Source organism: Cryobacterium sp. TMT2-17-1 (assembly GCF_004402765.1).
In the GTDB taxonomy this organism is placed as follows: Bacteria; Actinomycetota; Actinomycetes; order Actinomycetales; family Microbacteriaceae; genus Cryobacterium; species Cryobacterium sandaracinum.
In genome coordinates this window covers 1-25,267 of the sequence record NZ_SOGC01000002.1, presented here as the reverse complement: position 1 = coordinate 25,267, position 25,267 = coordinate 1, and the positions used below count along the sequence as shown (strand labels likewise).

23 protein-coding genes are annotated in these 25,267 nt (G+C 69.1%); 4 read left to right on the top strand and 19 right to left on the bottom strand.

The window, feature by feature from the left end; translation table 11 throughout:
• Nucleotides 1-565: 565 nt before the first annotated feature.
• The 7 genes from E3O47_RS00120 to sucC all read right to left on the bottom strand — a co-directional run bounded on the left by E3O47_RS00120 (nt 566) and on the right by sucC (nt 9,247).
• The gene (locus E3O47_RS00120) at nt 566-1,651 is read right to left on the bottom strand and encodes a Glu/Leu/Phe/Val dehydrogenase family protein (protein WP_134400968.1); all 1,086 of its coding nucleotides are present in this window, start codon (nt 1,649-1,651) and stop codon (nt 566-568) included.
• A 119-nt stretch (nt 1,652-1,770) separates the two neighbouring features.
• A complete protein-coding gene (locus tag E3O47_RS00115) occupies nt 1,771-2,967 on the bottom strand; it encodes a mechanosensitive ion channel family protein (protein ID WP_134342989.1) in 1,197 nt (398 codons plus the stop codon).
• 94 nt (nt 2,968-3,061) lie between these two features.
• The gene (gene purH, locus E3O47_RS00110; RefSeq protein ID WP_134419250.1) at nt 3,062-4,738 is read right to left on the bottom strand and encodes a bifunctional phosphoribosylaminoimidazolecarboxamide formyltransferase/IMP cyclohydrolase; all 1,677 of its coding nucleotides are present in this window, start codon (nt 4,736-4,738) and stop codon (nt 3,062-3,064) included.
• Nucleotides 4,735-5,328 carry a phosphoribosylglycinamide formyltransferase gene (gene purN / locus E3O47_RS00105; RefSeq protein WP_134375393.1) on the bottom strand — a complete coding sequence of 198 codons (594 nt, stop codon included), beginning with the start codon at nt 5,326-5,328 and terminating at the stop codon, nt 4,735-4,737. The genes purH and purN overlap by 4 nt, the downstream gene beginning before the upstream one ends.
• 9 nt (nt 5,329-5,337) lie before the next feature.
• Nucleotides 5,338-6,882: a DUF6350 family protein gene (locus E3O47_RS00100; RefSeq protein WP_174722124.1), complete on the bottom strand. Its 1,545-nt coding sequence runs from the start codon at nt 6,880-6,882 to the stop codon at nt 5,338-5,340.
• Nucleotides 6,883-7,176: 294 nt separating this feature from the next.
• Nucleotides 7,177-8,064 (bottom strand): succinate--CoA ligase subunit alpha, encoded by an 888-nt coding sequence (sucD, locus tag E3O47_RS00095; RefSeq protein ID WP_104100903.1) that lies wholly within the window; start codon nt 8,062-8,064, stop codon nt 7,177-7,179.
• A 13-nt stretch (nt 8,065-8,077) separates the two neighbouring features.
• Nucleotides 8,078-9,247 carry an ADP-forming succinate--CoA ligase subunit beta gene (sucC, locus tag E3O47_RS00090; RefSeq protein ID WP_104171905.1) on the bottom strand — a complete coding sequence of 390 codons (1,170 nt, stop codon included), beginning with the start codon at nt 9,245-9,247 and terminating at the stop codon, nt 8,078-8,080.
• A gap of 234 nt (nt 9,248-9,481) precedes the next feature.
• On the opposite strand from sucC, the gene E3O47_RS00085 reads away from it, so the two are divergent.
• Both E3O47_RS00085 and E3O47_RS00080 read left to right on the top strand, forming a co-directional pair.
• Nucleotides 9,482-10,192 (top strand): VIT family protein, encoded by a 711-nt coding sequence (locus E3O47_RS00085; RefSeq protein WP_104171802.1) that lies wholly within the window; start codon nt 9,482-9,484, stop codon nt 10,190-10,192.
• A 78-nt stretch (nt 10,193-10,270) separates the two neighbouring features.
• Nucleotides 10,271-10,663: a DUF3054 domain-containing protein gene (locus tag E3O47_RS00080; RefSeq protein WP_134342986.1), complete on the top strand. Its 393-nt coding sequence runs from the start codon at nt 10,271-10,273 to the stop codon at nt 10,661-10,663.
• Between the two features lie 348 nt (nt 10,664-11,011).
• On the opposite strand, the gene E3O47_RS00075 is transcribed toward E3O47_RS00080, so the two are convergent.
• The 7 genes from E3O47_RS00075 to E3O47_RS00045 all read right to left on the bottom strand — a co-directional run bounded on the left by E3O47_RS00075 (nt 11,012) and on the right by E3O47_RS00045 (nt 18,612).
• Nucleotides 11,012-11,245 (bottom strand): hypothetical protein, encoded by a 234-nt coding sequence (locus tag E3O47_RS00075; RefSeq protein WP_134375397.1) that lies wholly within the window; start codon nt 11,243-11,245, stop codon nt 11,012-11,014.
• Nucleotides 11,246-11,376: 131 nt separating this feature from the next.
• Nucleotides 11,377-12,186: an FAD:protein FMN transferase gene (locus tag E3O47_RS00070; protein ID WP_347232573.1), complete on the bottom strand. Its 810-nt coding sequence runs from the start codon at nt 12,184-12,186 to the stop codon at nt 11,377-11,379.
• Nucleotides 12,187-12,190: 4 nt separating this feature from the next.
• Nucleotides 12,191-12,703 (bottom strand): FMN-binding protein, encoded by a 513-nt coding sequence (locus E3O47_RS15770; RefSeq protein ID WP_166785286.1) that lies wholly within the window; start codon nt 12,701-12,703, stop codon nt 12,191-12,193.
• Nucleotides 12,700-14,115, bottom strand: coding sequence for a ferric reductase-like transmembrane domain-containing protein (locus E3O47_RS00060; RefSeq protein WP_241986013.1), 1,416 nt, complete (start codon nt 14,113-14,115; stop codon nt 12,700-12,702). Before E3O47_RS00060 ends, E3O47_RS15770 begins: the two co-directional genes overlap by 4 nt.
• A 66-nt stretch (nt 14,116-14,181) precedes the next feature.
• Nucleotides 14,182-15,000, bottom strand: a complete 819-nt coding sequence (locus tag E3O47_RS00055) for an FUSC family protein (RefSeq protein ID WP_166785285.1) — start codon at nt 14,998-15,000, stop codon at nt 14,182-14,184.
• Between the two features lie 79 nt (nt 15,001-15,079).
• Entirely contained in the window at nt 15,080-17,536 is a 2,457-nt protein-coding gene (locus E3O47_RS00050; RefSeq protein WP_134419248.1) for a UvrD-helicase domain-containing protein, read from the bottom strand.
• Between the two features lie 59 nt (nt 17,537-17,595).
• The gene (locus tag E3O47_RS00045; RefSeq protein ID WP_104100910.1) at nt 17,596-18,612 is read right to left on the bottom strand and encodes a glycerophosphodiester phosphodiesterase family protein; all 1,017 of its coding nucleotides are present in this window, start codon (nt 18,610-18,612) and stop codon (nt 17,596-17,598) included.
• A 38-nt stretch (nt 18,613-18,650) separates the two neighbouring features.
• Here E3O47_RS00045 and E3O47_RS00040 point away from each other — a divergent pair, with 38 nt between their 5' ends.
• Nucleotides 18,651-19,193 carry a hypothetical protein gene (locus E3O47_RS00040; RefSeq protein WP_134419247.1) on the top strand — a complete coding sequence of 181 codons (543 nt, stop codon included), beginning with the start codon at nt 18,651-18,653 and terminating at the stop codon, nt 19,191-19,193.
• Between the two features lie 73 nt (nt 19,194-19,266).
• Entirely contained in the window at nt 19,267-20,073 is an 807-nt protein-coding gene (locus tag E3O47_RS00035; RefSeq protein WP_104100912.1) for a Bax inhibitor-1/YccA family protein, read from the top strand.
• Nucleotides 20,074-20,322: 249 nt separating this feature from the next.
• Here E3O47_RS00035 and guaA read toward each other — a convergent pair whose 3' ends face one another.
• Genes guaA through E3O47_RS00010 form a run of 5 tightly spaced genes read right to left on the bottom strand, consistent with a single transcriptional unit; the run spans nt 20,323 to nt 25,150 of the window.
• On the bottom strand, nt 20,323-21,915 hold the full coding sequence (guaA, locus tag E3O47_RS00030; protein ID WP_241986012.1) for a glutamine-hydrolyzing GMP synthase: 1,593 nt from the start codon (nt 21,913-21,915) through the stop codon (nt 20,323-20,325).
• Nucleotides 21,912-22,358, bottom strand: a complete 447-nt coding sequence (locus tag E3O47_RS00025) for a DUF3817 domain-containing protein (RefSeq protein ID WP_134419246.1) — start codon at nt 22,356-22,358, stop codon at nt 21,912-21,914. Before E3O47_RS00025 ends, guaA begins: the two co-directional genes overlap by 4 nt.
• A gap of 9 nt (nt 22,359-22,367) precedes the next feature.
• Nucleotides 22,368-23,153, bottom strand: coding sequence for an SURF1 family cytochrome oxidase biogenesis protein (locus E3O47_RS00020; RefSeq protein ID WP_134419245.1), 786 nt, complete (start codon nt 23,151-23,153; stop codon nt 22,368-22,370).
• Nucleotides 23,150-24,619, bottom strand: a complete 1,470-nt coding sequence (locus tag E3O47_RS00015) for a cation:proton antiporter (RefSeq protein WP_134419244.1) — start codon at nt 24,617-24,619, stop codon at nt 23,150-23,152. Before E3O47_RS00015 ends, E3O47_RS00020 begins: the two co-directional genes overlap by 4 nt.
• A 3-nt stretch (nt 24,620-24,622) precedes the next feature.
• A complete protein-coding gene (locus E3O47_RS00010) occupies nt 24,623-25,150 on the bottom strand; it encodes a TrkA C-terminal domain-containing protein (protein ID WP_104100916.1) in 528 nt (175 codons plus the stop codon).
• Nucleotides 25,151-25,267 lie beyond the last annotated feature (117 nt).

The window sequence follows — 25,267 nt, the reverse complement described above, 5'->3', positions numbered from 1 at the left end:
AGTCTGGTTCCAGTGAACGTCGGCGCGCGGCGCCGGGAGGCCGACGACGAGCACGTCGGTCGGCGGGGGTGGAAGCCGTAGCTTCCGGGGGCAGCATGGCTGCCGGCCTGCGGGGCGGAGCCGGTCGCTGGGTGTCAGCGGCCCGGAGTCAGGCCCGAGGCGGGGCGGGAGATCGCGGGAGGGGGCAGGCTAAGCGGCGCGCGGGAACGAGGTGGCTGCGCCAAGGCGCGCGCCGTCGTTCGCACACGTTGCGATCGTGAACGGTGCTGTCTTGGTCATGTCGGCCTCCTGAGCGCGTGGTGTCTGAGCTGTGCCCCCCTGATCAGGCAGCTTTTCAGACTACGGTTCCGGGGCCTCGGGCGCAAGCGCCGAATTCGGGGATCGGGATTCAGCGCACCCGTACGCTCAGGCAGGTGACGCAGCCCTCGAGCTTCTCGAAGTCGGAGATGGGTGGCTCGGATTCGGCGCGCCGGTCATGCGCCGCTCCGCGCGTGGCGTGCCGTGCGCGGAGCGGCGCAGCACGCGCGCAGCGCCAGCGAGGCGACCGGGGAGCCGCCCGGGGCGGCTACCGCGGGCGGGCGGCGTCCAGCCGCGCGGCAGCGAGGCGCTCGGCGGCGGCGAGCGTTGTGATGCCTTGCTCGCGGGCATCCGTGAAGATCTGCGCGACGACATCACCGATCGCGGCGACCCGCTCGGTCACGACGGCCCGGTCGGCGTTCGGCTCCGAGGCCAGGGCCAGGTAGATGACGCCGCCGGCGTTCACAACGAAGTCGGGTGCCCAGAGGATGCCCCGCGCGTCCAGCTGGGCGGCACCCTCCGGCTGGGCGAGCTGGTTGTTGGCGGCCCCGACCACCCCGAGCACATTGAGTTCACCGATCACCCGGGCGGTGAGCACCCCGCCGAGCCCGCAGGGCACGAACAGGTCGGCCGGCACGTGGTGCACCTCGTCGACGGGGACCCAGGTCGCGCCGAGGCTGGCGGCGACCTGCTGCTTGCCCAGGTTGACGTCGCTGACCGTGAGGCGTGCCCCGGCGGCGGCGAGCTCGCCGGCAAGGCGGCCGCCGACCTGGCCGAGGCCGGAGATGACGATGTGCCGGCCGGACACCTCGCGGCTGCCGAACAGGGCGTCGAGGGTGGCGAGCACGCTGGCGTAGACGCCGGCCGCGGTCGCGTCGGCCGGTTCGCCCACGCCCCCGCTGGCGGCCGGGAGACCGCAGACGTGGTCGGTGCGTTCCTTCACGATGGCCATCGACTCGGCGTTCGTGCCGACGTCCTCGGCCGTCATGTACGCGCCGTCCAGACTTTCGATGGCGTCGCCGAGGTCGAGCATGACGTCACGCCGCTCCGCCTCGCTCAACTCGGTGCCGAGCGGCACGTGGATCACGGACTTGCCGCCGCCCAGGTTCAGCCCGGCGGCCGCGTTCTTCAGCGTCATGGCCGCGGACAGGCGCAGGGCGTCGGCGACGGCATCCGTCCAGTTCTCGTACTGCCACAGGCGGGCGCCGCCGAGGGCCTGGCCGAGCCGGGTGGAGTGCACGGCCACGGTGATCACGAGGCCCGAACGGATGCCGGTGGTGATCAACACGCGCTCGTGCGTGAATGGGAGGCCGATCAGGGCATCCAGCGAGGTGGTGGGGTGCGTGAGCGTCATGGGGTGGTTCTCCTCGCTGGTCGGCCTTGTGGGCTGGCTGTGCCGCCGCGATCGTGACGCGTCGACTGCACCAGAATAGCCGCGCGACTCCCCGACTGCGCGTCGTGACCGGCGGCGCGTCAGCGCTTCTCGGCCGGACCCTCCTGCACGGGGATGGTCGCGGTGAACTCGGCCGCCCGCGCCTTGGCGTTCTCGTCGCCGGAGAACAGCCCGATGGGCGCGGTGACGGGGTGGGCCGACGGCGCGGCGCGCGCGGGAACCTCCGCACGCGGGGGTTCCCGCCGCAGTTCCATCCGTCCCACCGGCAGTGCCTCGGGGTTGTGCGTGTTGAGCCAGTCGATCAGGTTCTCGCGCACGAGGCAGCGGAGGTCGAACAGGGTGGGAGCGTCGGCGGCGGAGACCAGCACGCGCACGCGCACGAAGCCGCCCACGGCATCCGTCACCTGGAGTACGACCACGCGGCCGTCCCAGAGCTCGGTCTGCGCGACGATGCGGTCGAGTTCCACGCGCATGCCGGCGGGGTCGACACGCCAGTCGAGGTCGAACTCGACCGCGCCGAGCAACTCGCTGTTGTGCCGGGTCCAGTTCTGGAACGGGTTGGTGGTGAAGTAGGTCGACGGCAGCACCATGCGGCGGTCGTCCCAGATGTGCACGACCACGTAGGTGAGGGTGATCTCCTCGATCTTGCCCCACTCGGTCTCGACGATGACCACGTCGTCGACCCGCAGGGCGTTGTTGAAGGCCAGCTGGATGCCGGCGAACACGTTCGCGAGAGTGGACTGCGCGGCCAGGCCGGCCACGACGCTGAGCAGACCGGCTGAGGCGAACAGGCTCGCGCCCAGGGTCGCGGCGCCGGGGATGCTGAGCAGCACTGCCCCGATCGCGCAGATGACGATCACGACGACGCCGATGCGCCGCAGCATCCGCAGCTGGGTACGCACCCTTCTCGCGACGCGGTTGTCGCGCACGTCGATGCGGTAGCGGGCGGCCGCCACCTCCTCGAAGAAGTAGAGCAGCGCGCAGACCAGCCAGGTGGACGCGGCGATGAAGAGGGCCCGGAAGAAGAAGTCGACCAGTCGTTCGATCCCCTCGGAGGTCTGCAGGAACAGCGTGTTAACGGTCCAGATCGCGCCCACCAGCAGCGTCAACCGGAACGGCACCCTGACCAGGCCGACCAGCGTGCGCGCCCAGGCTTCCTTCCGGCCCACCACCCGGAAGACCAGGGCGACGATCGCCGTGATCGCCACCGCGGCCACGACCGCGACCGCCAGGGCGACGAGGTAGCCGGTCTGGATGAATCCCTCGAGGTCTGGCACGGCGTTCCTTCCTGCCGGGACGGGTCTGGCGAAGCCACGGTTCCTTCAATCGTGCCAGATTCCGTGGCCGCACCGGGGCTGCCCCGATGAACGCCTAGTGGAAGAAGTGGCGCTCCCCGGTGAAGTACATGCTGACGCCGGCATCCGCGGCCGCCTGGATGACCTCGGCGTCGCGCACGGAGCCGCCGGGCTGCACAACAGCGGTGACGCCCGCGTCGAGCAACACCTGCAGGCCGTCCGCGAACGGAAAGAACGCGTCCGAGGCCGCGACCGAGCCGGCCGCCCGGTCGCCGGCCCGCAGCACCGCGAGGTGGCAGGAGTCGACCCGGTTGACCTGGCCCATTCCGACGCCCACGGATGCCCCGCCGCGCGCCAGCAGGATGGCGTTCGACTTCACGGAGCGGCAGGCCTTCCACGCAAACTCGAGGTCCGCCCGGGTGGCCGCGTCGACCTCGTCGCCGGCCGCGAGGGCCCAGGTCGACGAGTCGAGGTCGTCGAACGTGTCGGACTCCTGCACGAGCAGGCCGCCAGAGATCTGGCGCAGTTCGAGCGAGGATCGGTGGTAGTCAACCGGAAGCTCGAGCAGGCGGATGTTCTTCTTGGCGCTGAGCAGCTCGAACGCGGCCGGCTCGAAACCCGGGGCGACGAGCACCTCGGTGAAGATCTGACTGACGGTCTCGGCCATGCCGAGGGTGACTGTGCGGTTGGCCGCGATGACGCCGCCGAACGCGGAGATCGGGTCGCAGTCGTGCGCGCGGTGGTGCGCGGAGGCGATCGCGTCGGGCGCCTTGGGGTTGGCGACGGCGATGCCGCAGGGGTTGGCGTGCTTGATGATGGCGACGGCCGGTGCGACGAAGTCGTAGGCGGCGCGCACGGCGGCATCCGCGTCGACGTAGTTGTTGTACGACATCTCCTTGCCGTGGCGCTGCACGGCCTGCGCGATGCCCTGTCCGCCCTCACCGAGGTAGAGGGCCGCGGCCTGGTGCGAGTTCTCGCCGTAGCGGAGCACCGCACTGCGGGTGGCCTCGATGACAAGGGTCTCGGGAAACGGCATCTCCTCGGAGAGGGCGTCGCCGATCACGGCGTCGAACTCCTCGAGGATCTCCTCGTCGAGGGCCGCTGCGTCGTCCTGCCACTGGTCGTAGACGTTCTCCGTGAACCAGGCGGAGACGCTCAGGTCGTAGCCGGCGGTGTGCTCGAAGGCGAGCGAGGCCAGCTTCTGGCGCAGCGTAAGCGGGGTGCCGCCGGCCTCGACGGCTGCGATGATCTCGTCGTAGTTGTCGGGGTCCACGACGATGGCGACGTTGGCGTGGTTCTTGGCCGCGGCGCGCACGAGGGCCGGGCCGCCGATGTCGATCTGCTCGATCACGTCGGCCGGGACCGCACTCGACAGGGCGGTCTCGACAAACGGGTACAGGTTCACGACGACGAGCTGGAATGCGGCGATGCCGAGGTCGGCGAGCTGCGCCTCGTGCGCCTCGAGGCGCAGGTCGGCGAGGATACCGGCGTGCACTCCCGGGTGCAGGGTCTTGACCCGGCCGTCGAGGGATTCGGGGAAGCCGGTGACGGCGGAGACATCCGTCACGTCGTGGCCGGCGGCGCGGATGAAGGCGGCCGTTGAACCGGTCGATACGATTTCGACGCCGGTCGCCGCGAGAGCTGCGGCCAGTTCGACCAGACCCGTCTTGTCGCTCACCGAGATGAGGGCGCGCTGCACGGGCACGACGTCGCGGTGGCGGTACAGGCTCGGGGCGTAGGTGGGACCGCTCATATGTGGGGATACTCCTTGAGATCGACGTGTCCGTTGGCGATATCGAGCACGGCCTGCACCAGCAGGCGACGCTCGACGATTTTGATGCGGTCGTGCAGGGATGCCTGGGTGTCACCGTGCAGCACCGGCACCCGTTCCTGCGCGATGATCGGTCCGTCGTCGACGCCGGTGTCAACCACGATCAGGCTGGCGCCGCTTTCGGCGACCCCGGCGGCGAGCGCGTCACGCACCCCGTGCGTCCCGGGGAATTCGGGCAGGTAGGCCGGATGCGTGTTGAGCAGGTTCGGGGTCAGCGCCGCCACCACCCGGGGCGGCAGCAGGCGCATGAAGCCGCTGAGCACGATGAGGTCGGCGTCCCACTGCTGGATCTGCGCGAGGAGCTCGTCGCCCCAGGCCTCCCGGGACGGATGCGACGTGTACGGCACCGTGAACGTGGAGATGCCGTATTCCTCGCCGAGCACGAGCCCGTCGGCGTCCCGGTCGGAGCCGATGGCCACCACGCGGGCCGGGTATTCGGCGTCGCGGCAGGCCTCGAGCAGGGAGCGAAGGTTGGATCCCCCGCCGGAGATCAGTACGACCAAGTTCAGCACGGGAGAAGCCTACCGGCGAGGGAGCGCGTCGCGCAGCCGGCCGAGGAGACGACCGACCCCGGTATCCCCACTGCGCGCCGCACGTGAAGCGGTTGCCGGCTTCGTGCCCGGCTTCGTGCCCGGCTTCGTTCCCGGCATTTCGCCCGTCGCACCGCGCCCGGAGCCGTTCTCGCCGACCGTGGGCGCGGGAGTCAGGAGACCGAGGCAGGCCGCGATGCCGACCTCGAGCGCGACCAACGCCCCGACCAGCAGCGGGTTCGGGCCGACCTCGACAAGACGGCCCGGGCCGAGAGCTCCGCCCGACCACCAGGCCAGCAGCCCGAGAAGCACACCGGCGACGAACCCGGTGCCGAGGCCCGTGAGGAGCCGTTCCGAGATGGAAGGAGGAACATCCGCGGTCGCCCGCTGCCTCAGGATGACGGCGGCGAGGAAACCGACCAGCAGCGGCACGAGCAGGCCGACAAACCCGAACGCCAGGCTGCCCTGCGGCAGCACGCCAAGGATCGGCAGGCCCGGTACGGCGCCGAGCGAGGTGCCGACCGGGGACACGCTGGTGCCCACGCCTACCGCGATGCCGGGTCCCGCAAACCAGGCCGCGGCCCAGATAACCAGGTTCGGGATCAGCGAAAGCTGCAGGAGTGTGAGCGCGATGCCGCCCAGGACGCCTGCCTGCACGGTCTCGTAGAGTCCGATGATGGTGGCGTAGCTGGTTAGGATCAGCACGAAAACGGTGATCCCAGAGACGCAGAGGATACCGGCGGCCGCGGCCGTTCCGCTCCGCAGCGCCGCGGCGGCGCCCGCGCGCACCGCGACCGGGAGCAGGCCGGCTGCGGCGCCCATGTTGCTGGTGTTGCTGCTGGTGTTGCTGGTGTTGCTGGTGCCATTGAGGCCGTGGACGCTCTTGCCGGCGCTGCTGCCGGCGCCGGAACCGCTGACGCTGGCGACGTTGCCGGCGCTGTCGGCACTGCTGCCGGTTGCGCCGCGGCCCGCGCCCCGGACGACTCCCGGGAGGCGGCCGGGCAGGCCGGGGATGCTGCCGATCAGGCGGTCCAGCTGACCCTGGCCGGCGCCGATCAAAACGCCGGCGGCGAAGATGAGCGGAGGCAGAACCAGACCCTGTACCGTCTGGGGGCGCACGGCATCCGTGCCGGCCGACAGCACGAGCAGAGCGGTCAGCAGCGCGTAACCGGCGATGGCGCCCGTCACCCCGACCCAGCGGTAGGGGGTTTCCGCCGCCCGGCGGCCGGTGCGCAAGCCGAAGAGCACGGCCATCAGCGCGAAGCCCAGCAGTGCGATCGTGATCGGGAACGCGGCGTCCGAGCCGGGCAGGTTCAGGGCGGCGACGAGGGTCGGGTCGAGTTGGACGACCAGGTCGACGCCGTTGCCGACGAGCCAGACGTCGACCGCGGCACGCCAGAACACGAGCCAGTTGACGGCCATGTCGAACTGCGTGGCCCACAGAACCGTGAGCGGAACGAGCGCGATGCCGACCCCGATGGCTACGACAATGAGCGCGTCGAGCGCGGCAAGCAGGGCGGTCGTTAAGCGTTTCATCCGATCGGAGCCTACCGTTTCCGCCGCCCCGGCTCCCCTGCCCCCCGCCGCGCGCTGACGAATTCGCCGGAGATTTTGCTCGATCCAGGCTGGAACAGATATTTCGGGCCGGTTCTGACCAAAATCTCCGTCGAATTCGTTCGGGCCCCGGGCACGGCAGAGGCAGGGCGGCAGAGGCACGGCAGGCGGCAGGCAGAGGCACGGCAGGCAGGCTCGTCGGCCGCGGCCGACAACGCGACAGGGCCCGCCTGGTGAGGCGGGCCCTGTCGTTCGGTGCTTGTGCAGCGATGCCGGTTACAGCGCCGCGAGGACCTCACGCAGCAGGGTGGCGGTCGCGCTCGGCGTCTTGCCGACCTTGACCCCGGCGGCCTCGAGGGCCTCCTTCTTGCCCTGGGCGGTTCCGGCCCCGTTGGAGACGATGGCGCCGGCGTGGCCCATGGTCTTGCCCTCGGGGGCGGTGAAGCCGGCTACGTAGCCGACAACGGGCTTGGTGACGTGGGCCTTGATGTACTCTGCCGCCTTCTCCTCGGCGTCGCCGCCGATCTCTCCGATCATGACGATGGCGAGCGTCTCGGGGTCAGCCTCGAACGCCTCGAGCGCGTCGATGTGCGTTGTGCCGATGATGGGATCGCCGCCGATGCCGATGGCGGTGGAGAAGCCTAGGTCGCGCAGTTCGTACATCATCTGGTAGGTCAGGGTGCCCGACTTGGAGACGAGGCCGACCGGGCCCTTGCCGGTGATGTTCGCCGGCGTGATGCCCACGAGCGCCTCACCGGGGGTGATGATGCCGGGGCAGTTCGGACCGATGATGCGGGTCTTGTTGCCCTTGGCGTTGTTGTAGGCCCAGAACTCGGCCGAGTCCTGCACGGGCACACCCTCGGTGATGATGACGAGCAGCGGGATGCCGGCGTCGATGGCTTCGATGACGGCGTCCTTGGTGAAGGCCGGCGGCACGAATGCGATGGAGACATCCGCGCCCGTCTTTTCGATCGCCTCGGCAACCGTGCCGAACACGGGCAGCTCAACGCTGCCGTGCACGACGGTGGTGCCGGCCTTGCGAGCATTCACGCCGCCGACGACCTGGGTGCCGGCCCTCAGCATGAGGGCGGTGTGCTTGGTGCCCTCACCGCCGGTGATGCCCTGCACGATGACCTTGGAGTCCTTGTTGAGGAAGATTGACATGTTCGAAAATCCTTTACTTCGCGGCGTGGGCGAGTTCGGCGGCCTTGGCGGCACCCTCGTCCATGGTGGCGGCCAGTGTGACGAGCGGGTGGTTGGCCTCGGTGAGGATGCGACGGCCTTCCTCGACGTTGTTGCCGTCGAGGCGCACAACGAGCGGCTTGTTGGCGGCGCTGCCCAGTTCGGCGAGCGCGCCCACGATGCCCTTGGCCACAGCGTCACAGGCGGTGATGCCGCCGAAGACGTTGACGAACACGGCCTTGACCTGCGGGTCACCGAGGATGACGTCGAGACCGGCGGCCATGACCTCGGCGGATGCTCCGCCCCCGATATCGAGGAAGTTGGCAGGCTTGACGCCGCCGTGGTTTTCGCCGGCGTAGGCGACGACGTCCAGGGTGCTCATCACGAGTCCGGCGCCGTTGCCGATGATGCCCACTTCGCCGTCGAGCTTGACGTAGTTGAGGTCGTTCTCCTTGGCCTTCGCCTCGAGCGGGTCGGCAGCGGCCGCATCCTCGAGGAGGGCGTGCCTCGGGTGGCGGAAGCCGGCGTTTTCGTCGATCGTGACCTTGCCGTCGAGGGCGATGACGTCGCCCTCTTCGGTCAGCACGAGCGGGTTGACCTCGACCAGGGTCGCGTCTTCACCGGTGAATACGTTGTAGAGCTGCACGAAGACGGGTGCGACCTTGTCGACGAGGTCGGCCGGGAACTTCGCGTCGACCGCGATCTGACGGGCCGTGTTCAGGTCGATCCCGGCAATCGGGTCGATGGCCGTGTAGGCGAGCGCTTCGGGCTTCTCGACAGCGAGAACCTCGATCTCCACGCCACCCTCGTAGCTCGCGAGCGAGAGGTAGGAGCGGTTGGTGCGGTCCAGCAGCACGGAGAAGTAGAACTCCTGCGCAATACGGGCTCCGCCGGCCACCATGACCCGGTTGACGGTGTGGCCCTTGATGTCGAGTCCGAGGATGGCGCGCCCGGCGGCTTCAGCGTCGTCGGGGGTCTTCGCCACCTTCACGCCGCCGGCTTTGCCGCGGCCGCCGACCTTGACCTGGGCCTTGACGACAACAACGCCGCCCAACTTCTCGGCCGCGGCACGCACCTCCTCCGGAGTGTCCGCGATGATGCCCGGCAGAACCGGGACTCCATACTGTTCAAACAGGTCTCGTGCCTGATATTCGTAAAGATCCACGCTGCTCTTCCAATCCGCGTCGTAGCGTTCCTGCAAGGTCTTGAGGGGCAAGGGCACGGATGCCCGCGCCGCAGATAGCTCGACATCAAGACATGCGTACCATTTGAAACTCTATCGGTCCCCGCCGACATCGCGAACACGCCGTGCGCCGCACGTCGGTCGCCGTGAAGTTGCCGCCGTGAGGCAAGCCAGTCCTTGCTGGCGCGGCGCGCATCCGCCTGCTTGGATTCAGTCATGACTGAACCCGAACACGGCGTCGATCCCCACTCCGCCGACCATGCCTCGCGCCTGAACTGGCTGCGGGCCGGCGTGCTCGGAGCCAACGACGGCATCGTGTCGGTTGCGGCCTTGGTGGTCGGCGTCGCGGCGGCGACCACGGATGCCTCGGCGATCCTGATCGCGGGTGTCGCCGCCCTGCTCGCCGGCGCGATCTCGATGGCCCTGGGCGAGTACGTCTCGGTGAGCAGCCAGCGCGACACCGAGCGCGCCCTGATCGCCAAGGAGACCTGGGAACTCGAGAACATGCCCGAGCAGGAGCTCGCCGAACTGGCCGACCTTTACCAGGCAAAGGGGCTCACCCCCCGGACGTCGAAGCAGGTGGCCCTCGAGCTGACCGCGCACGACGCCCTCGCCGCGCACCTCGAGGTGGAACTCCACATCGGCGCCGACGAGCTGTCGAACCCGTGGCACGCCGCCTACGCCTCCGCCATCGCGTTTACGGTCGGTGCGAGCCTGCCACTGCTGGCGGTGCTGCTGCCGCCGCCGGAGTGGCGCCTGCCGGCCACTTTCCTCGCCGTCGCGATCGCCCTGGTCATCACCGGCTGGCTGAGCTCCTACCTCGGCGGCAGTCCGAAAGCCCGCGCGATCTCCCGGGTGCTCGTCGGCGGCCTGCTCGCGCTCGGAGTCACCTGGGCGATCGGCTCCCTGCTCGGCACCGCGGTCTGATCGGCAACGCGGTCTGATCGGCACCGCGGCCGGATCGGCAACGCGGTCTGACCCTCCGGGCCCCCGTAGGCTGGAAGCATGGCAATCCAGCAGAGCAGTCGGTCCAGTCTCCTCCTCGCGGCGGGACTCGACGCCGCCCTGGTGCTGGTCTTCGTGCTGATCGGCCGGGCCAGCCACCAAGAGGATATTCTCGGCACCCTGATCACCGGGCTGCCCTTCCTTGGCGGTCTCCTCGTGGGCTGGCTCGTCATGCGCGCCTGGCGCAGCCCGCAAAAGATCGTCTGGACAGGCACCGGAATCTGGCTCTTCGCCGTCGGCGTCGGGATGCTGCTGCGCACCGTGAGCGGGCAGGGAACGGAATTCAGCTTCGTCGTCGTGGCGACCGTCGTGCTCGGGGTGTTCCTGCTCGGCTGGCGCGGGCTCGCGGTGCTCCTCCGCCACCGGCAGGCTCGCACCCGCGCCGTCGCGTAGCCGCTCCGTCACGCACCCGCGCCGTCGCGTAGCCGCTCCGACGCACGTACGCTCGCCGAACGGTGAGCAGAGCTCCTCTCCCCACGGGCCACAGGGTTGAGGAGCCGAACTCACGGCTCGGCGAGTCTCTCGAGTACGCGGCGCTTCAGCGTCTCCGGCCTGAACGAATTCGACGGAGATTTTGCCAGAAACGGCCCTGATTACCCTCGAAAAGCCGTTTTTCAGGAGAATCTCCGTCGAATTGGTTCGCCGCGGGCACGGCGCTCCTCCGGGGGTGAACGGCGCCACGCGGTGCGGTCGGCTCTGATCTTCCGAGAGCGACAGAACCAATCGGTTTGACGAGGCCGGCTACTCCCGGGGTCCGGGCTCGCCGGGCTCCTCGGTTCCCCGGTCGTCGTCCTCGTCGTCAAGCTCAACCGGGCGCTGGTCGGCGTCGATCATCCACACCGCATCTCCGTGCTCGGCGAGCGGCACATCCTTGTCGAGGGTCAGTTCGATGTCATCGATCTCGCGGTCTTCGTCGAGTCCGTCGCTCGTCGCATCCGCTCGCCGCGGCCAGAGTCCCTCCGGGTCGCTCGCCATGATGACACCTCCAGCTTGATGGGAGCCGCCCCGTTTGGGCATCCCCGCGGCGGCAACGCTACGCTCCCGAGCCGCAAGCGACAAGGAAGGGCATCCAGGCAGGGCGACAGGCCCCGCGCCCGCGAGCCCGGTCAGGCCGACGCTGCCCGCAGGCCCGACGCTGCCCGCAGGCCCGACGCTGCCCGCAGGCCTGGCGTGGCCAGCAGCGAACCGTCGCGCAGCACCGCCAGCACATCGATCGGGAAAGCCTCCGTGCTGCGGTCCAGTGCCGCCTGCCCGCCGGCGACGATGGCCGTGGCCAGCACATCCGCGGTCACGATGTCCCGGGCGAAGACGGTGACCTGGCGGTAGGGCGACACCCCGCCGTCGACGGTGGTCCAGATGTGGTCGCCGCGCTCCGCGCTGCCCGAGGTGGCCACGGCCCGCACCGGCAGGGTCAGCGGCACCGTGGCGAGCAGGGTTCCTCGGTCCAGAGGGTCGACGATCCCGGCCGACCAGGCGAGGCCGGGCGCCCGGTCACCGCCGACGAGGATGTCCCCGCCTGCGTTGAGCGACCAGTCCCGGGCTCCGATTCGGTTCAGCAGGTCTCCGGCCTCCGCGATCGCGAGGCTCTTGACGATGCCGGACAGGTCGATGGCGCCGTCGGCGCGGTGCGGGGTGAAGACCCCGTCGGTGCGGCCCCGCCACGCCAGGGCGAGCGCGTAGCAGTCGCGGAGTTCGTGCCCGGCCTGGGTGAGCCGCAGCTCGCCACGGTTGACGCGGCTGAGCTCCGACCCCTCCCGGTGCAGGCTGAAGCGTTCGTTCCAGCCTCGGAACACCTCCACGACCGCGTTCCGGGCAGCAGCCAGGCGGGCGTCGTCGTGCGGGGCGGCGCCGTCACCGAGACGGATGCTGATGACGGTCCCCATGCTCAGGGCCGTGATCGCCGTGTGACCGGCCACCGCGCTACAACTGTGCGGCATCGAGGGCTGCCTGGAGCGAACGGAGGTACCCCTGGGTCGTGTACGTCGCGCCGCTGACGTTCGCCACGTTGGCGGACTGCGCGGCGAGCACCTCGTCCCGCAGGATCGGGGCCGCCCGGTTGCTGATCTGGACCGACTTCCGGTCGTCATTGGTCAGCTGCAGCGGGGTGACCATGGTGATCGTACCGTTGTCGATGGTCACCGACACCTGCATCGGGCCGAACCGGGTCTGCACGGCTGAGCCCTCGAACGTGCCGGTGACGCTGGTGGGCGCGAGCGCCTCGGCGACAGGTGCCGACGCGTCGATCGTGGTCGTCGCACCGCCCGTGCCACCGCCCGTCGAGGACACGCCCGTCGTTTCGTTGGACGGCGGCTTCGTCAGGGTCGTCGTCAGCGTGGCCTGCAGGGATTGCACGGCGGGGGCTCCGACGAGCCAACCCACCGACAGAACGGAAACGGAAGCCAGGGCGGCCGCAGCCGCTGCTCGAATTCTCACCAGTCAAACCTTTCGAAATGAATCTGTCGCGGGGGAAGGCCGGCCGAGCGGGCATCCCGCACGACCTCATCAGTCCACCGCCGTGGACCACAGACATACACGTCCGCGTCACGCAGCCGCGGCACCAGGGTCAGCAGGTTCACCGGGCCCGCCACCGCGTCGGCGGGCAGCCAAATCTCCACACCCGGCGGCCGCTTCCCCACGATGACGCGGAACTCCGCACCCCGCGCCCGGCACAACTCGGCGAGTTCGTCGGCCAGGTAGCTGTCTGCGAGCGTGTGGGAGCGCAGGATGACCGTGGCCTGCCCGGGCAGGAAACTCGCCGTCTCCAACAGGGAGCGGATCGGGGCGACGCCGATACCGGCGGCCACGAGCACGATCCGCGGTGACGTTCTGGCCCGGTCGGTGAACAGTCCGTATGGGCCCTCGACGCTCACCCGGGTGCCCCGGCGCAGGCCGCCGAGCGCGGCAGAGGCGTCGCCAAGGGAGCGCACCGTGATGCGCAGGGAGTTGCCGGTGGGCGCGGCCGAGAGGGAGAACGGATGCGCCTGCCACCAGAGCCCGGGAGTCCAGAACCGCCAGATGAAGAACTGCCCGGCGTCGGCCTGAAGCCGGGCCAGGCGGTGGCCGGACACACGGATCGAGACGACGCCGTCGGCGACCCGGTCGACGCCCTCCACCCGCAGCCGGGCCCTCAGCGAGCGGACGACCGGCAGGATGACCCGGAAGACGAGGATCGAGCCGGCCACCCCCACGTACAGGGCCAGCCAGTAAAACCACTGCGGCGAGCCGGCGACCAGGAGGGCCCCGACGGTGAGCTGGTGCGGCAGCGACGCCAGCACGGCCACGTAGGAGAGCAGGTGCACGATGTGCCACACCTCGTACGGCAGGCGGTGCCGAACGATCACGATCGAGCTGACGACCACCAGCACCAGGAGTCCGAGGCCGATGACGGCCAGGAGCATGTCCGGCAGCACGGTCAGCATGCGCCACACCTCGGCGACGACGCTGATCTCGCCGGCCAGCGCGTAGCCCACGATCAAAAGCCCGGCGTGCGCGAGGATCAGGGAGAGCGCCGGCTTACCGAGCGACTGGTGCAGGGCCATCGCACCGTCGTGGCCGAAGGCCCGGTCGATGGCGGGCAACCGTGCGGCCAGCAGCATCATGATCAGGAGCAGGTCTGTGCCGATCAGTCCGGCCAGCACGCCGAGGGAGGTGAGCACGTCTGCGGGGGTGGCGAAGCGGGCAGCGCCGCCATCGGCCAGGAACAGGGCGATGACGAGGGCGACGGAGACGGTACAGAGAACCTGCAGGGTGTCAGCCAGCCGCATCCGTTGCCGGTATTCGGGGCGCACGCGCGGCGCGGGAGCAGTGCGCCGACGCGGCGGGGTGGTGCGGGTGTCGATGCTCATGCGAAGAGCCTCGCGAGCGTACCAATCGACGGGCTATCGAAAAGCTGGGAGCAACCTGTGCAGTTCCTAAGCGTTCAGGGGTGGACGCTTTCCACCGAGCCGACGCGAATGCTGCCGGGCGGGGCCGCGCGCCGCGAGCACGATCAGCACCGCGACCACGCCGCCGAGCGCGGTTTCCACCACCCGGTCGACCAGCAGCGTCGGCACGGCGACCGGGTCGGCCAGGTGAGCCACGGTCAGCGCCAATGGCGTGACGAACAGCAGGGCGGCGCCGTAGTGCCTGCCGATCAGGATTTCCGCGCCGAACTGGCCGATCGCGATCACCGCGATCAGCACCCAGACGGATGGCCCGGGCAGCAGCACGAGGGCGGTCACCGCCACTCCGAGCGCGGTACCGATGATGCGGTGCACCGCCCGGGAGATGGAGTGCGCGGCACGGGGCGGCGGGAGCACGGCGACCACGCTCACCACTGCCCGGTAGGGGTGCCCGATGCTCACGAAGAGGGCGAGCCCGCCGGCCAGCAGCACGCCGACCTGGTGCTGCAGGATGGTGAGCCACACCTGGACGTCGCGGAACGCGGCCGGTCGCAGCAGCGGCGTGCGCGGCAGCTCCTTGAACAGGTCGCCGGAGCGGTCTCCGACCAGGCGCCGAAACGCCCAGCCGGACATGGTGAGCAGCCAGGCCAGCGCGGCGCTCGTCACTGCCACCAACAGGCGCGGCAGCATCTCGTCGACCGGCGCGGGCACCTGCGCACAGACCAGGTAGGCGAAGACGAAAAAGATCGGCGTGCCGGGGAACAAGCCATACGTCGATGCCAGCAGGATCCCCGCCGTGATCACGAGCAGGAGCCCGAGCACCAGGGCCGGCAGGGTTGCCTCGGCCACGCTCATCACGAGCCCGGCGGCGACGCTGACCAGCAGGAAGGCCGCGGCGCGCCGGGACCCGCGGCACGCGGCTCCGCCACTAGAGCTTCTCGATCGGCGCGATCTTGATCAGAAGCTTCTTTGCGCCCGCCGTGTCGAACTGGACGTGCGCGATGCGCTTGGTGCCGTCACCGGTGACCTGGTTGACGCGGCCGTCGCCGAAATCGACGTGACGGATGCGGTCGCCCTGCATCAGGGTGAGGTCACCGTTGTCGCGCACCTGGCTCGGCACCCGGCTGGCCCATTCGGTCTTCTTCTTCGGCGCGGGCGGCAGCGCCTGCGGGTCACCGCGCCCCGCGAACCCGCCGCCGAACCCGTCGCGTCTCGCGTTCAGCGCCCGGGGCTGGGTACCGCCGCGGGAGTTCGCCATGCCCGGGGACTGCTTCCAGTCGATCAGGTCGACGGGGATCTCCTGCAGGTAGCGACTGGGCATGGCCACGTTGATGTCGCCGAACTGGGCCCGGGTCATCGCCAGGGAGAGGTAGAGCCTCTGGCGGGCTCGGGTGATGCCCACGTAGAACAGGCGCCGCTCCTCGGCGGGCCCGCCGGGCTCGTTGGCCGACATCTGGTGCGGCAGCAGGCCCTCCTCCACGCCGGTCAGGAACACGGCCTCGTATTCGAGTCCCTTCGCCGTGTGCAGGGTCATCAGGGACACCGTTCCGGAGGCGTCGTCGAGGTCGTCGGCGGCGGCGACCAGGGACACCTGGGTGAGGAAGTCGACCAGTCCCGAGTCGGGGTTCTCCTTGTTGAAGTCCTTGGTCTGGGCGACGAGTTCCTCGATGTTCTCGGCGCGCGCCTCGTCTTGCGGGTCGCGGCTGCCTCGCAGCAGGCTGAGCAGTCCGCTGCCATCGAGCAGGAACGTAAGCAGCTCGGACACGTTCGCCGTGCCGGCCGGGTTCTCCGGGTCGAGCTTCAGCGCCGCCTCGTCGAGCAAGGTTGCCAGCTTCAGGATGGCCCCGGTCACCTTGGGGCCGAGGCCCAGCGATGCGCAGTCGCGCATCGACTGCCGGAAGCTGATCTGGTTCGCCTCCGCGAAGCTCGCCAGCGCCGTCTCGGTGGCCGGGCCGATTCCGCGCTTGGGGGTGTTCAGGATGCGACGCAGCGCCAGTTCGTCGTTCGGGTTCGCGACGGCGATCAGGTATGCCAGCGCATCCTTGATCTCAGCCCGCTCGTAGAACTTGGTGCCGCCGACGACCCGGTAGGGCACCGCGGAGCGCACCAGGATTTCTTCAAGCGCACGGGTCTGCGCGTTGGTGCGGTAGAACACGGCCATGTCGCGGTAGGCCATGCCGGCGCGGTGCAGCACCTCGATCTCGTCCGAGACGAACTGGGCCTCGTCGTGACCGGAATAGGCCGTGTAGCCCACGATCTTCTCGCCGTCGCCGCCCGCGCTCCACAGTTTCTTGTCTGTGCGGTCGAAGTTGTGGCCGATCACCGCGTTGGCGGCCGAGAGGATGTTCTGGGTCGAGCGGTAGTTCTGCTCGAGCAGGATCACCCTGGTGCCCGGAAAGTCGCGCTCGAACTCGCTGATGTTGCGGGTGTCCGCGCCTCGGAAGGCGTAGATCGACTGGTCGGAGTCGCCGACCACGGTGAGCGAGGCTCCCGGGATGCCGCCGGAGGCGTCGCGCAGGTTGCGCACGTGCACACCGGTCGCCTCCATCTCCTCGGCCAGGTCGGGCTCGACGGGACGGGTCAGCTCGCGCACCAGCGAGTACTGCGCGTGGTTGGTGTCCTGGTATTCGTCGACCAGGATGTGGCGGAACCGGCGCCGATAGAGGGCCGCGACCTTCGGGAACGCGCGGAACAGGTAGACCGTCTCGCCGATCAGGTCGTCGAAGTCGAGGGCGTTGGCCGCGCGCAGCCGATGGGTGTACTGCCGGAAGATCTCGACGAACATGACCTCCTGCGGGTCGCTCATGTTCGCGTTGCGGGCGTAGGAGTCGGCGTCCGCGAGCTCGTTCTTGAGCTTGGAGATCTTCGCTGACGCATTACCGGGCGTGAAGCCGAGCGTATCGGCGTCGAGGGCCTTGATGATGCGCTTGAGCGTGACCTTGGTGTCGGCCGAGTCGTAGATGCTGAACGTGGAAGAGAGGCCCGCGCTTTCCGCTTCGCGGCGCAGGATGCGCACGCAGGAGGAATGGAAGGTGCTGATCCACATGCCGTCGGCCCCCTGGCCGAGGATCGCCCGCACCCGCTCCCGCATCTCCGCCGCGGCCTTGTTGGTGAAGGTGATGGCGAGGATCTGGCTCGGCCAGGCCTCGCGGCTCTCCAGCAGACTGGCGATGCGGCGGGTGAGCACGCTGGTCTTCCCGGAGCCGGCGCCCGCGATGATCAGCAGCGCCGGTCCGCGGTACAGCACAGCCTCGCGTTGCTGGGGGTTGAGCCCTTCGAGCAGTGGACTCTCTCGGTCGCGCGGAGCCGCTCCGTCCAGGATGATGGGCACCGCGGAGGGGACCTGGCGGGCGGGCGTGTGGTCCGGGTCGAAGAGGGTCGTCATATCGCTCCCAATTCTAGGTGCTGCGTCTGACACCGCCCCGGTGCGGGGCAGCGCCCCGGTCAGTCCTCCGCGGCCAGCTCGTCCCGCACGAGCACCGCCAGGTCGGGGTGGTCGGCGAAGACCCCGTCGATCCCGGTGCCGAGGATGGTGCGGAACTCGGCCTGCCAGTTTCCGAAGTCGGCCCGCAGCCGCCCACGGCGGAACGTCTTCGCAAGGTACCGGTTCTCCGGGCGCAGCGTCCAGCAGTAGATCTCCAGGTCCGCGGCGTGCGCGGCGTCGACCAGGTCGGAGGCGCCGGAGACGTGACCATCGGCATCCGTGGCCAGGATGAGCGATTTGGGCACGCTGATCCCGTCGACCGTGCCGCTCAGCCCGTAGAGCCCGGTGTCGGAGAGGTAGTCGGCGTAGTGGGGCGCTTTCGGCCCGAGCAGCGCGACCTCGTCGGCGGGTTTGCCGCGCGCCTCGAGTAGGAAGACACGCTTGCCGTAGATGCCGCGCGCGTAGACCTTGTCGAGGAGGCTGCGCTCGAAGCTCTCGATGGTGAGGCGGCCGTCGCCGGCGTTCCAACCGGCGTCGTTGACCTCGGCGGCGAACAGCTCGTCGAGCGGAAGCCCGATCGACTCGAAGTAGGTGGCGTGCTTGAGCTCGGCGACGACGCCGATGGGCCGGCGCACCCGTCCGGACAGCCGGTCCATCAGCTTGAACACGTCCCGCAGGCGCAGCAGGGGGAACCGGTCGTCGAAGGTGGCGCTTGCCTTCCGCACCTCGGGCAGGCGCTCCCGGGCGCGCAGGGTGCGCAGCTCGGCCCAGGTGAAGTCCTCGGTGAACCAGCCGGTGAGCCGGATGCCGTCGATCACCTTGCTCGCCCGGCGGCCGGCGAACTCGGGGTGCGCTGCGACATTCGTCGTCGCCCCGATCTCGTTCTCGTGGCGCACCACCAGTACACCGTCGCGGGTGGCGACGATGTCAGGCTCGACCGCGTCCGCGCCGAGAGCGACGGCCAGTTCGTAGGCGGAACGGGTGTGCTCTGGTCGGTAACCGCTCGCCCCGCGGTGACCGATCACAATCGGCTGCATTTGCCAACCCTACGCGTGCAACTGCCAGAATCGAGGCGATGACACCCTGGACCGTTCCACCGACCCGTCTGCACCGGTGGGGCAGCTACCGCGCCCGCTACGTGACCGGACTGACGCTGGTCGTGCTCGGGGTGCTTGCCACGAACTTCACCAGTACCTACAGCCTGTTCTTCCTGGCCATCGGCCCGCCCCTGCACGTGCTGGGCTGGCTGATTCTGCCGGGGGCCCTGTGGCGGCGGCTCACGGTTCTGGTTCCGGCCCTGCTGTGCAGCATCCTGCTGCTGGGCGGAGCCGATTTCAACGGTGTCTTCGCCGTGCTTCTGGCCTGCTGGCTGCTCGTGCGGCACCGCCCGTGGTTGAGCTACCTGGCCCTGATCCCGTCGATCACGATGAGTTTCCTGCTCAAGGACGCGCTGAACAATTACGACCAGAACTGGGTCGGTTATCTAATCGGTTTCATCACCACGGCGGCCGCCTCCTGGCTCGCCTGGTGGCTGGCCGGCTGGTCGGCGGGGCGCCGCCCCCCGGTCACCGCGAACCACGGGCATCAAATTGGGCGGATCCCCAGCAGATCTGAATAGAATCTAGGAACTGTCCAGCACCTACCGGTGTTGGCTCCGCTACCTACCCACTTGATTGTGAGCTTCGGCAACCATGGCATCTTCCAACCCCGCATTCTCCCGAAACGCCGCGTTCGGCGCTCCTGGCGCCACTGCCGGTGGCAAGGTGCTCTCCGACAGCGACCTGCAGGGCATGTTCAACGCTCCCTCCGCCGGTTCACAGGACACCGACCGGATGAGCTACGACGACACCATCCGCAAGACGGTGCTCAGCTTCGCCTTGCTGCTGGTGACCGCAGCCATCGGCTGGCTGGTCACCCCGGTGACGATGCTGCCGCTCATCGTCGGCGCGATCGCGGGTCTGGTCCTCGGACTGGTCAACGCGTTCAAAAAGGAGCCGTCGCCGCCCCTGATCCTCGCATACGCCGCGGCCCAGGGCCTCTTCGTCGGTGGCATCTCGATCGTCTTCGAGCAGATCTACCCGGGTGTCGTCACCCAGGCCGTGCTCGCCACGCTCGTCGTCGTCGGCGTCACGCTGGCCCTCTTCGCCAGCGGCAAGATCCGCGCCTCCAAGAAGGCCACCAAGGTCTTCATGATCGCCATGATCGGCTACGGCGTGTTCTCGCTGATCAACTTCGGCATGATGGTCTTCGGCGCGACCGACAACGCGTTCGGTCTTCGCAGCGCCGAGATCTTCGGCATCCCGATCGGCCTCCTGATCGGCGTCCTCGCCGTGATCATGGCCGCGTACTCGCTGGTGCTCGACTTCGACTTCATCCAGCGCGGCGTCAACAACCGAATCCCCCGCAAGTACGGCTGGACCGGGGCCTTCGGCATCATGCTCACCGTCGTCTGGCTCTACGTCGAGATGCTCCGCATCTTCGCCATCGCCCGCGAGTAGTACCCACCCCGCCGCACGACCGCACGTAGAAAGGGCCGCCCCATCGGGGCGGCCCTTTCGTCGTCCTCACCCCCAAAGTTGCTTGTCCCTCAGCGATCGCGAGGCGGGGAGAGGGCGTGTCGCGGGGTGTCGAGTTATGGGCGGCGGATGCCGGCCCCGGAGCGAAGCGGAGGGTCCGGCATCCGCCGCCCATTGTTTGAGCTGAGGAGCGACACGCTCACTCCCCGCGTCACAACCGGGAGCATTCCCCTACTCCCATTCGATGGTCCCCGGCGGCTTGGACGTGACGTCGAGCACGACGCGGTTCACCCCGTCCACCTCGTTCGTGATTCGGTTCGAGATCCGCGCCAACAGGTCGTACGGCAGGCGGGTCCAGTCGGCCGTCATGGCGTCTTCCGACGACACCGGGCGCAACACGATCGGGTGCCCGTAGGTGCGGCCGTCACCCTGCACGCCCACGGACCGCACGTCGGCGAGCAGCACCACCGGGCACTGCCAGATCTCACGGTCGAGGCCCGCGGCGCTCAGCTCGGCGCGCACGATCGCATCCGCATGGCGAAGCAGGTCGAGCCGGTCCTGGGTGATCGAGCCCACGATGCGGATGCCGAGTCCGGGTCCGGGGAACGGCTGGCGCTGCACGATCTCGGCCGGCAGTCCCAGCTCGGCGCCGATCGCGCGCACTTCGTCTTTGAACAGGGTGCGCAGCGGTTCGATCAATTCGAACTGCAGGTCTTCCGGCAGGCCCCCGACGTTGTGGTGGCTCTTGATGTTGGCGGTGCCGCTGCCGCCGCCGGACTCGACGACGTCCGGGTACAGGGTGCCCTGCACGAGGAAGCGGATCGGGTCTTCATTCGTTGCCGCCGCTTCCTTGATCAATTCGGCCTGAGCCTGCTCGAAGGTGCGGATGAACTCACGACCGATGATCTTGCGCTTGGTCTCCGGGTCGCTGACGCCCTCCAGCGCGGTCAGGAACCGCTCACGTACATCGACGGTGACCAGACGCACGCCGGTGGCCTTGACGAAGTCTTCCTCGACCTGACGGCGCTCGTCCTGGCGGAGCAGGCCGTGGTCGACGAACACGCAGACGAGCTGGTCGCCGATGGCCTTGTGCACGAGGGCAGCGGCCACGGCGGAATCGACTCCGCCGGAGAGCCCGCAGATGACCTTGCCGGTGCCGACCTGGGCCTGGATGCGGGCCACCTGTTCGGCGATGACGTTGCCGCTGTTCCAGTCGGCGGGGATGCCGGCGGCGCGGTGCAGGAAGTTCTCGAGCACGTTCTGGCCGAATTCGGAGTGCTTGACCTCGGGGTGCCACTGCACGCCGTAGAGCCGGCGCGAATCGTTCGCGAAGGCGGCGACCGGGGTGGAGCTCGTGGACGCGAGCACCGAGAAGCCGGCGGGGGCTTTCGACACGGAGTCACCGTGGCTCATCCACGCCGTCTGCTCGGCCGGCTGCCCGGCCAGCAGCGCGTTGCCGCTGTCGGTGACTCTGACCGGGGTCGCGCCGTACTCGCTCCGGCCAGTGCGGGCCACCTCGCCGCCAAGGGTCGTGGCCATCACCTGAAAGCCGTAGCAGATGCCCAGGATCGGGATGCCCAGGTCGAAGATGTCCGGGTCGAAGGTGGGGGCACCCTCGGCGTAGACGCTGGACGGCCCGCCGCTGAGCACGATGCCGAGCGGGTTCTTCTCCGCGACCTCGGCCGCGGTGATCGAGTGGGCCACGATCTCGGAGTAGACGGATGCCTCGCGCACCCGGCGCGCGATCAGCTGCGCGTACTGGGCACCGAAGTCGACCACCAGAACGGGGCGGGCACCGGTCGAGGCGCTCACAGCGGCGCTCACGAGCGGGCCTCGGCCCCAGCGGCAGCGGCAGCCGAGTCGGCGTGCGTCGCCAGGAAGGCGTTGACCTCGCGCGCGACGCGCACCTCGAGGAAGAAGGACAGGGTAGGAATGATGCCTCCGAGTGCGATCAGCAGAAACTTGGGGAATGACCAGCGCATCAGGCTCCAGAGCTGGAAGTCACTGAACAGGTAGAGCACGTACAGCCAGCCGTGCACGATCAGGATGCCGGTGCTCAGGTTGAATGCGGTCACCGAGTCCCGGGCGACGAGGGCGATGATCCCGTTCGGGCCGCCGACTTCGATTTCGAGCTGCAGCACGAACTTCAGGAAGACCTCGACGCAGAGCAGCAGCAGGAAGACACCGGTGATGACCGAGGAAACCTTGTAGAGCCGGAGCGCACCGGGGATTTTGGGGATGTCGGCAGGCTTGGGGTCAAGTGGCATGGGCCAATTCTAGACGGCCTCCGTCGCGTCGATGGCGGCCTGCTCCTGCTGACGCTCCCAGTCGTCCCGAACCAGGCGGTACCAGAGGAACACCGCGAAGCCGGCGAAGACTGCCCACTCGAGGGCGTAGAAGATGTTCAGCCAGTTGACCGATGCGTCGTTGCCGGGCACGGGCGAGTCGATCACGGTGAGGTTCGCGGCAGCATCCGTGTCGACGATGTAGCCGGCGTAGACGGACTGGTCGGTGAAGTCCGCCCACCGGTTGATCAGCGCGGCGGTGGAGACCGTGGTCTGGGTGCGCGGGTCGCTGTCCTCGTCCGGCACGACGGGAGCCTCGGAGGGAACGAAGCGGCCCATCACGGTCTGCTGCTGCGCGGCGGCCTGCGCCGAGAGCGCCTCGATCGCCGACCTGGCCTCCTCCTCGGTGGCGGCCCAGCCGCGAGCCACGGCGATGGTGGAGACGGGCACGGATGCCGTTTCCACCGTCGACAAGCGGCTCACTACCCAGAAACCGCTGTCGCCCCCGTTGAGGCGTTCGCTGATCAGCACGTCGTCCCCCGGCACGAAGGAGCCGTCCACGGTGACCAGCTGGCCGGTCGCTGACTCGCGCGGCGGCCCGTCCGGCGACACCGCCTCGTGGAGCGGCTGCACGGTCTCGGTGCTGCGCTCCACGACTTCGCCGGACGCGATGGCGCGTTCGAGCTGCCACCGGCCGAGCAGGGCGAAGGCCGCGGCGATCGCGAGCGCCAGCAGCAGCGCGATCAGCCAGCGCGGCCGGAGCATGGTTGTGATCATGAGTAGTCCCCTGAAGCGGTGTCACGCGCCGGCTTGTCGACCGGGCCGGTTTCGGCCGGGCGCCGGCCGGAGATGAAGTCGAGCATGGAGTCCGGGGCCGCGGACGCCGGTCCGTCGGCCGCGGCGGCATCTGCCTCCGAGTCGGCGGTCGCGTCGGCAGGGCGCTGGCGGTGGTCGGCGAGGAGACGGTCGGCGGCGCGTTGGGCATCCGTGCCGGTGTCGGCGGCGGTGGCCGCCTCGACCAGGGCGATTTCCTCCGCCAGCATCACGTCGTGGGCGCGTTTCCGGGCCGGGACGGCTTTCCGGCGTCGCCGCAGGGCCGCGCCGATCTTCTCGGAGTTCGCCGCGAAGAGCGGCCCCAGGATCGCCATCGTGAGCACGTAGAGGCCGGCGAAGGGCTGCAGCCGCTGATCGAGACCCGCGGTCACCGACAGGGTTGCCAGGATCAGCGTGAACTCGCCGCGGTTGACGAAGATGGCCGCGGTGTTGAGTCCCTCCCGCGGGCCCATGCCGTGCAGTTTCGCCATCAGCATTCCGGAGATCAGGCTGAGCACGAAGGTCATGCCGACGGCCGCGAACACGATGGTGATCACCGATCCGAATTCGGCCACGTTCAGCGCGAGGCCGAAGTTGAGGAAGAAGAAAGCCCCGAACACGTCGCGCAGGGGTACGGCGACGCGCTCGATCCGGCCGCGGTACGTGCTCGCGCCGAGCACCACCCCGATCAGGAAGGCCCCGATCGCATCCGTCACGCCGATGATCTCACCGATCCCGGCAAAGAGCACGGCGAGCCCGAAGAAGAGGATGGTGAACAGTTCGTCGTCCTTGGTGCGCATCAGCCGGGAGACGACTTTGGCGCCCCAGCGGGCCACCGAGAACATCACGACGAGAAAGAGGAAGGCGATGCTCAGTTGCAGCACGATCGGCCAGGCCTCGGTCTTGCCGCTGAGCACGACGGAGACGATCGCCAGGTAGACCGCGATGAAGATGTCGCCGACGATGGTCACGCCGAGGATCATCGGAGTTTCCTTGTTGGCAAGCCGGCGCAGTTCAATCAGGAGCTTGGTGATGATGGCGCTCGAGGAGGTGCCGGTCATTCCGGCGATCACAAGGGCCTCCCGGCTGCCCCAGCCGACCATCAGGCCGAACGCGAAGCCGACTCCCATGTTGATCAGAACGTAGGAGCCGCCGGAAATCAGGAGTTTTCCGGCGTCGCCGAAGAACGCCTCCTGGTCGAATTCGAGGCCGAGGCTGAACAGGAGCAGGATCAGCCCGAAAATGGCGATCAGTTCGATGTCCGCCGACTGGAAGTCCAGCGGGAACCAGCCGGTGTTCGGGCTGGCCAGGAGCCCGACAATCATGTAGATGGGGATGGACGGCAGCCCGATCAGCTTTCCGGCACGACCGAGGAGATAGGCAACGACGAGCAGGATGCCAAGAGTGATGAGGTCTTCGCCGAGTTGCATGTACTAGCCCCCGGGCGGCGCGTCGACGGACTTGGCCTTAACCTCGCCGGTGCGGAAGAAGGCGAAGGCCTTCGCGACCTTCTCGGGCGAGCCGGCGACGACGAGCGTGTCGCCGGGGAAGACACGGAAGTCGTGGGCGGGCGCCGGGTTCGCGGACTCCCCGCGGACGACGGCCACGACCGTCAGACCGGCTATGCCGCGGTCGGCGGGGTTGCCGAGCGCCTGGCCGGCGATGTGGTCTTCGTAGTCGACGGTGAACCAGTCGATGCTGAGGCCGGGGATCTGGTCGAGCGCGGTGAGCGACTCGGTGATCTGGGTGCCGCCGAGGAGCTCGGCGAGTGTGTGCGCTTCGTCTTCGTTCAGCCGCAGGGACACCTTGGCGGCGTCGGGGCCGCCCTCGTCGTCCGCGAAGGTGATGAGGTCGCTGTGCCCCGAGCGGTGGGCGATGACGCCCACTTTGCCGCCGTCATCCGTGATGAAGGTGTGCAGCACTCCCACCCCGGGAAGTTTGACCCGCCGAACGTCAACCATGGTGCAACTCCTGAGGTTTGTGGGCAGTCAGCCCAGTCTACCGGAGCGAGTTTGCGTGCCTCCCGCCCGCTGTCGCGCCGCCAGCCCCGCGGCCCCGCGGCCCCGCGGCCCGCCGCC

What these genes read in the sequence shown, in the direction of transcription:
- E3O47_RS00060 (WP_241986013.1), bottom strand. Translation starts at nt 14,115, where the DNA reads ATGAGCATCGACACCCGCACCACCCCGCCGCGTCGGCGCACTGCTCCC.
- E3O47_RS00035 (WP_104100912.1), top strand. Translation starts at nt 19,267, where the DNA reads ATGGCATCTTCCAACCCCGCATTCTCCCGAAACGCCGCGTTCGGCGCT.
- E3O47_RS00120 (WP_134400968.1), bottom strand. Translation starts at nt 1,651, where the DNA reads ATGACGCTCACGCACCCCACCACCTCGCTGGATGCCCTGATCGGCCTC.
- E3O47_RS00020 (WP_134419245.1), bottom strand. Translation starts at nt 23,153, where the DNA reads ATGATCACAACCATGCTCCGGCCGCGCTGGCTGATCGCGCTGCTGCTG.
- E3O47_RS00100 (WP_174722124.1), bottom strand. Translation starts at nt 6,882, where the DNA reads ATGAAACGCTTAACGACCGCCCTGCTTGCCGCGCTCGACGCGCTCATT.
- sucD (WP_104100903.1), bottom strand. Translation starts at nt 8,064, where the DNA reads ATGTCAATCTTCCTCAACAAGGACTCCAAGGTCATCGTGCAGGGCATC.
- E3O47_RS00015 (WP_134419244.1), bottom strand. Translation starts at nt 24,619, where the DNA reads ATGCAACTCGGCGAAGACCTCATCACTCTTGGCATCCTGCTCGTCGTT.
- E3O47_RS00045 (WP_104100910.1), bottom strand. Translation starts at nt 18,612, where the DNA reads ATGCAGCCGATTGTGATCGGTCACCGCGGGGCGAGCGGTTACCGACCA.
- purH (WP_134419250.1), bottom strand. Translation starts at nt 4,738, where the DNA reads ATGAGCGGTCCCACCTACGCCCCGAGCCTGTACCGCCACCGCGACGTC.
- E3O47_RS00080 (WP_134342986.1), top strand. Translation starts at nt 10,271, where the DNA reads ATGGCAATCCAGCAGAGCAGTCGGTCCAGTCTCCTCCTCGCGGCGGGA.
- E3O47_RS00040 (WP_134419247.1), top strand. Translation starts at nt 18,651, where the DNA reads ATGACACCCTGGACCGTTCCACCGACCCGTCTGCACCGGTGGGGCAGC.
- E3O47_RS00025 (WP_134419246.1), bottom strand. Translation starts at nt 22,358, where the DNA reads ATGCCACTTGACCCCAAGCCTGCCGACATCCCCAAAATCCCCGGTGCG.
- E3O47_RS00075 (WP_134375397.1), bottom strand. Translation starts at nt 11,245, where the DNA reads ATGGCGAGCGACCCGGAGGGACTCTGGCCGCGGCGAGCGGATGCGACG.
- E3O47_RS00010 (WP_104100916.1), bottom strand. Translation starts at nt 25,150, where the DNA reads ATGGTTGACGTTCGGCGGGTCAAACTTCCCGGGGTGGGAGTGCTGCAC.
- E3O47_RS00085 (WP_104171802.1), top strand. Translation starts at nt 9,482, where the DNA reads ATGACTGAACCCGAACACGGCGTCGATCCCCACTCCGCCGACCATGCC.
- E3O47_RS00050 (WP_134419248.1), bottom strand. Translation starts at nt 17,536, where the DNA reads ATGACGACCCTCTTCGACCCGGACCACACGCCCGCCCGCCAGGTCCCC.